General features: G+C 28.7%; 6 protein-coding genes. 3 read left to right on the top strand and 3 right to left on the bottom strand.

Annotated elements, in window-relative coordinates; translation table 11 throughout:
- Nucleotides 1-296 precede the first annotated feature (296 nt).
- Both ACYSNM_RS11475 and ACYSNM_RS11470 read right to left on the bottom strand, forming a co-directional pair.
- Nucleotides 297-485 (bottom strand): type II toxin-antitoxin system RelE/ParE family toxin, encoded by a 189-nt coding sequence (locus ACYSNM_RS11475; RefSeq protein ID WP_461757043.1) that lies wholly within the window; start codon nucleotides 483-485, stop codon nucleotides 297-299.
- 103 nt (nucleotides 486-588) lie between these two features.
- Entirely contained in the window at nucleotides 589-840 is a 252-nt protein-coding gene (locus tag ACYSNM_RS11470; RefSeq protein ID WP_461757042.1) for a type II toxin-antitoxin system ParD family antitoxin, read from the bottom strand.
- Nucleotides 841-1,632: 792 nt separating this feature from the next.
- Here ACYSNM_RS11470 and ACYSNM_RS11465 point away from each other — a divergent pair.
- Nucleotides 1,633-2,172, top strand: a complete 540-nt coding sequence (locus ACYSNM_RS11465) for an imm11 family protein (RefSeq protein ID WP_461757041.1) — start codon at nucleotides 1,633-1,635, stop codon at nucleotides 2,170-2,172.
- 530 nt (nucleotides 2,173-2,702) lie between these two features.
- Nucleotides 2,703-5,030 (top strand): TonB-dependent receptor, encoded by a 2,328-nt coding sequence (locus ACYSNM_RS11460; protein WP_461757040.1) that lies wholly within the window; start codon nucleotides 2,703-2,705, stop codon nucleotides 5,028-5,030.
- A gap of 264 nt (nucleotides 5,031-5,294) precedes the next feature.
- On the opposite strand, the gene ACYSNM_RS11455 is transcribed toward ACYSNM_RS11460, so the two are convergent.
- Nucleotides 5,295-5,741, bottom strand: a complete 447-nt coding sequence (locus ACYSNM_RS11455) for an Imm26 family immunity protein (RefSeq protein WP_461757039.1) — start codon at nucleotides 5,739-5,741, stop codon at nucleotides 5,295-5,297.
- A gap of 231 nt (nucleotides 5,742-5,972) precedes the next feature.
- On the opposite strand from ACYSNM_RS11455, the gene ACYSNM_RS11450 reads away from it, so the two are divergent.
- Complete coding sequence (locus tag ACYSNM_RS11450) at nucleotides 5,973-6,290, top strand: hypothetical protein (protein WP_461757038.1); 318 nt, start codon at nucleotides 5,973-5,975, stop codon at nucleotides 6,288-6,290.
- Nucleotides 6,291-6,398 lie beyond the last annotated feature (108 nt).

The following is a 6,398-nucleotide window of genomic DNA, read 5'->3' as shown; positions in this document are numbered from 1 at the left end:
CTGTAAGAGAAGCTACTAGAAAATGGACTATGCCAGTAAGAAACTGGGGAATAATATTAGACCAATTTATGATCCTATATAAAGATAGGGTTAGACTTTAAACAAAACCTAACCCAAGCTTATTTTTTGAACTTACACACTTAAAGATACAGTGCCATGAACCGACACAGAAATCCAATTGGCACAAATTAAACCGGAATTGGTGCCATTTTAAAAGGCTTAAACGAGGTTATATATTTTAGTTTTTACGTCAAAAATGGAGTTGTGCACAGTTACATAGGTTAGGTGTAGTTTTATTAATCTTTCATTCTGTTTTTCAAATCCATTTCTGCTCCTAGAATTCTTTCAATTTCGATTTTTTGAAGATTCAAAATTCTGTAAAAAATAATATGTTTTTTAGCTACAAAGCCGAATATCGTAGAATCGATTTCTTTGTAATTCTTTCCAATATTGGGGTTTTCAGAAATTATCTCACAATATTCAATTATTTCGTTGTAATATTTATCAGCTTGGGTTTCAGACCCAAATTCAAATGTGTATTCTTAAATTTTAGAAAGGTCTTCTACGGCTTTGTTAGTAAAGAAATATTTAGCCATTATTTTTCATTTTGGCTTTAAGTGTTTCTAAATGCTTTATAGGATTAAAATCTTTCGCAATTCCACTTTCAATTCCTTCTTGTATTGCATTTTTTAAAATTTGAACTTTATTTTCTTCTTCTACTAATAATCTCAATCCAGCACGAATTACTTCACTAGCATTTTTATATCTTCCTTGAGTCACTTTTGTATCAACAAAATCCTCAAAATAATTTCCTAAAGAAACAGATGTATTACGTCCCATTTTATTTAGTTTTTAATTTACTTACTCATAGTTACCAAAATTTAATAACATTTGCAAGTTTAAATTTTTCGACGCATTTTTTTAAAATTATACCTAACGTTTTGGGTATTGCCGAAGGCGGGGAATTTATGGCTGAAAGCTTAGATTCAGAACCGAGGTGAGCCAAAATGATTTTTTATGACTTAAATTTACAAAACAAAAACTAATAGGATTCGTTTTTGGCCAATAAGTAGGATAGAACTTTGAATTTAGCACTTTAGCTAAAGGTGTACCGCCTATAAAAGAGTTGAAATCACTACAAAGATTGCTGATTGAAAGATGTAAGAAAATTACTGATTTTGATTTTATAAATAGTTTAAAAGAAAAAATTGATGTAAAACTTATTCCATAAAAAACTCAAAAGATAATAGAAAACCGCTTTGTTTAAGTCGGTTTTTGTGTCAAAAAAAAGTAAAAAAAAAGGCAAATAAAGATGTTGTCGAAGGGCATGGAGCATCGAAGGGTAAAAGACTAGAGTGTTATTAAAAATAAAGCTACAAATTAGGTATAGTGGTTTAATAAAGGAAATTTTATCGTTCCAAGAGAGAACTTCGATGTACTCCCTAGAGTCAAGTGGTAACTTTAATATAATTGAAAGAGTGTGGGGCAGATTGGCCTTTTGAAGAAGAATGTTTTTAAATTGAAGGCCGGGATCAAAGAAGGACTCAACAGCAGATGATAGCATTGCAACAAGAAAGAAGAAAAGAATTTAATGATGGTACATATACATGTGCTACAAGAAAAAAATAAAATATGTACAAATTAACACAGAAACAGTCTAATGAATTATCTATCATAGATATTAAGGATGGCAATTCGCGTATATTTAATTATTTTATCAATGATAAAGAAGATGGCGATTTTTTAAAGCATACAACCATAAGAGGATTTTCGCAAAAAGGAAATAGTGATTCTTTATTACTTAGTTTAGATTTTTTAGAAGCTTCCATAAATATTCCTATTTTTTCCGCTAGATTTAAAGAGTACTTTGAAGATATTTTACGAGATGAAGTTCAATTTTTTCCAATAGAAATTTTTTTGAACAATCAAAGTTATAGTTTTTATCTATGTAGGATAAAGAAGTATGTAGACCTTATAAATAAAGAGACTTCAAGATTCAGAAAAATGGCAGACGGTAGATTATTACCCACAAGAATAAAAGTAAAGCAAGGGATACTTGACGATTTTTATTTTGCTAGAGATAGTGAGTTTATGTCTTTATATGTTATTTCAGATAAAATGAAAAGTTTAATCCAGAAGCTTAATTTAAATATTGATTTTATAGAGATTTAGTTATGTTTTGTAGGAATACTAATAAAGTGTTTCTTCTATATGTAAGTGAATAATTAAACCTAAGAGAGTTAGTCTTTCTTAGGTTTTTTTGTATGCGGTAACCACAGATAAAATCATCACATGGGTATTTGAAAAGGGAAACTTCGCTGCTATGACTAGGATTAAAAAACAAAGAAGATACAGCATTAGGACAGTACAATTCGGTACTTCTTTATTGAGCTATAAGAATAGTGCTTCTTGACCCTCTTTATTTACCATGGGAATAACTTTGAAAGTCCTAAATCTATTGAGAAATAGCGCGTATATGTTTGTAAAAGCTTGATTTAAAGGTAGGTATGTTGTTTTTTTATTAAAACTATTTTCTATCAAAATCACCCAAGGGACACTTGAGTTCCGCAAGATGTAACCTATATATCATAAACAGAGAATCTACTTAAACTCAATTGGGTATAATTTTTTTGAATGTGTTAAAAAATTAACTTACGCTTGTTGTGATTAAAAATTGATTATTAATTAAAAAATTACTCAAAATGGATAGTTATCTTAAGTACATTTACTCGATTGTTTTGTTATTATTAATGTCATTCACAGCGAACGCGCAGGAATATTTACTAAAAGGAAGGGTTTTAAACCAGGAAAATGATCCTATTGAATATGTGCATATTACACTACTAGAAAATAATACTTTTATTAAAGACACTTTTACAGATAGTTTAGGTAACTATACAATAAGAGCTAAAGAAAACAAGTACGACTTACTTTTTAAGCATTACGGAGAACAACATACTATTAAAGGCATTTTATTGGTTCAAGACACCATACTAGATGAATACATACTAAACGAATCTGTACTATTAAATGAGATCGAAATTTCTTCCTATAGAAAACGGATAGAGCGAAAAACGGATAGATTAGTTTTTAATTTAGAAGATTCACCTGCCTCAATGGGTATGGATGCTCTTGAAGCATTATCAATTACCCCGATGTTGAATGTTAGTGAAAATGGTGTGTCAATAGTAGGAAAAAGTAATGTAGGAGTAATGATTAATGGTCGCATGATCAATTTATCAGCAGGAGTATTAGCTAACTACTTAAAAACAATTCGAAGTGAGAATATTAAATCCATAGAAGTGATTACAACTCCTCCGGCAAAATATGAAGCTCAAGGTAGTGGGGGACTGATAAATATAATTCTTAAGAAAGACGTTAATTCTGGGTTTAACGCTATGGCTTCCACTACTTTTATTCAAAGAAACTCACTGAGTAATTTATCTAATGTTTTAGTTAATTACTCTTCTAAAAAAATACAAGTTTCTACTATGCTGGGCTATGCTAAGCAGAAGAAACAACCAAGAGACTTTTCACATTATTATTTTGATAATTCAAATCAAATGATGGAATCTTCTAACAAGGATAATAAAATGGAAAATCCTTTAATGAACGTAAAAATTAATTATAATTTAAGCGAAAGATCCACCATTGGTCTGATACTAGACATTGGAAAGCAAGATGCTTCCTCAAAAGCTTTAAACGGAATAAACCAAGATAATAATTTAGGAAACAGATTCTATGATTATAAAAGGAATCTTAAATATAATTATAAAACTAGCAATATATATTTTGATCAGAAATTAGGAGCTAAAGACAATCTATTGTCTTTTTCTTTTAACTACTTTGATAGGCACTCTGATGACAATGGAGCTACTGTAAATCAAAACAACGAGAGAGATGGTATCCATACCTTATCTGAATTTTCCTTCAAAATATATACTGGTCAAGTAGATTTATCCTTGCCTTATGAAAAATTCACTATTGAATCTGGAGTCAAATATGCAAGTTTTAATAATGATTCCAATACTAGTTATTTAATATTACCCGAATTATATGATGCTGGTAATTTCAAATATAAGGAAGACAATTTTGCTCTTTATGCTAGTATTGAAAATAAGTGGTCAGCTAAATTTAGAAGTAAATTTGGATTAAGATATGAGTTATCTGATATACATTTAAAATCTCTAAATAGCGATTTTAGCTATGATAATCTTTTCCCTTCCTTACATTTAAAATATGCTATTAATGAAGATAATATTCTTTCATTAGGTTATTCCAAGCGTATTGATAGACCAAGTAGTGAGAATTATAATCCTTTTAAAAAATATAGTAATCCATATACTTACACAATAGGTAATCCAATAATAAAGCCATACTACTCACATAATTATGACTTAAGCTATACTTTAAACAATAATTTTAATGTTCGTTTGTATAGTACAATAAGAAAAGATGTGATTGGAAGTTTTTTTTATAAATCTGCAGAGGATATCATGGTAAAAACCTATGATAATTTATACAATGCATCCTCTTATGGAATTGATTTATCCTACACATTTTTGATTTATAAGAAACTACAGATATACTCTTCATGGAATACATATTACAATCAAACCAAATCAAATAACGGACTTGTTCCAAGAAATAGTGGATGGGCTAATTACCTTTACTTAAATGGTAATTTAAAATTAGTAAAAAGTGGAAATATACAATTATCCACTTCTTATTGGCATTATTTTCCAAGACATGAAGATAATTTATATTGGAATAATAGAAGTAATCTATCTACTTCTGTAAAATTCTTTCTACTATCAAGATCTCTTCAAATCAATATAATTGCAAGAGATATTTTAAATCAAGATAGAGCAAAATTCACTAGCTACATCAATGGGGGTTATCAGAATGTAAACAACTACTTTCAAAATAGAGATTTTAGAATTTCTCTACTTTATGCATTTGGTAATAAAAAAATACGAAGTAATAACAAACAAATTAAACTGGAAGAAAAATACAGAATCAGTGAATAAGACGAAAAAGGAAGCAAGGTGGAAATAGAGGTAATATCAATAAAATTAAAATGTTATGAGGAAATAAGAAATATGCATAACTTTTCATTTTGAACGATTTTTAGCTTTACAAATGAACGATTAGAACACTAAAACTCAAAACACATTAAGTGTAATATTAAATGCGTGGCTTTGCCATACTTTTATTGCCTCTTTTTATTGCCCCTTTGGAGTGGAAAGAGCTAAAAAAACCGCTCCAGTGTGTGGAGCGGTTTTAATTTTATATTATCCGAATGCCATTTTTAGAAAATTATTTATAGCTTCATATCCTGCATTTAACATTTTGGGAACTATTTTTATTTCAGCATCGTTTAATGGTCTTACTTCTTGGTCGCCTTTAAATAATTTGCCTGCGATGTTGTGATACTGAAGATTATTGCTTTCTTCAATTGTCAATTTTTGGCTTCCAATAATTTCCCATTCGCCTTTTTTTAGCTTTGTAATGTCTGTATAAAATACACTAATTAATCCAGTAAAAATCTGCACAGAAATATTTTTGGCAATATCTATTATTTCTAAGGCTTCTGCTTTTGTATCAACTAATTTGTCTTTTACAATAAATGAAAAAGCATTCTTTGTCTTTTTTGAAATCCACAATGTTTTACAAACAGCATATTTATCTTGATATGGTATAAGAAATACATCGCCAATTTCTAGTGTAATATTCTTCATAATTTTATAAACCTAATTTTGTTATTGTTTGTTGCCGAATTGCATCTACATGCTCTTGGTTAATGCCTACAATGTCATATTTACTAGCATTAGGATTTAGATCTGCTCCAAAAATTAAACAAAGTACTCCAGTAAAAATAAGTGACTTAAAACTCTGCGTACTTCACTGAAGTAAGTAAAGCTAGTAATTTTTCTTGGTCTTAATGATATTTTTTATAGGGGGGTAAGTAAATGGATATGATTATAAAAAAATATAAAGTAGATCTTACCAAAACATCTAACTTTAAAGGGATAATAATTCTATTTGATTACCTTGAAGAAGGTCTTGACTATGCTCAACAAAATAACATTAAAGATGTTTGTATTCGTACCGATATAAATGATAACCAAAAAAAGACTGTAAATTTTGAGTTTTTAAAAGGTAGAGATTTTATTGAAATTTTTCATTGGTTAGTTCCTCTTTCAAAAAAATCTAACATGGGGGGTGTGCTATTTATCCAACTTAAAGAATTTACGTTGGACAGTATTTTAAAGTTTTTTTATTTTTAAATATTTATAATATTTGCATAAATTTTAACAATAAAAATAAAAGTAAAAAAGGGCTTCTAAAAGCAAGTATGTATATAGGATAGTACATATATTTTTTTACTTTATTTG

It is taken from the genome of Myroides sp. LJL116 (assembly GCF_054871685.1).
The sequence above is the reverse complement of the archived record's forward strand: the minus strand, read 5'-3'. Positions and strand labels throughout refer to the sequence as shown.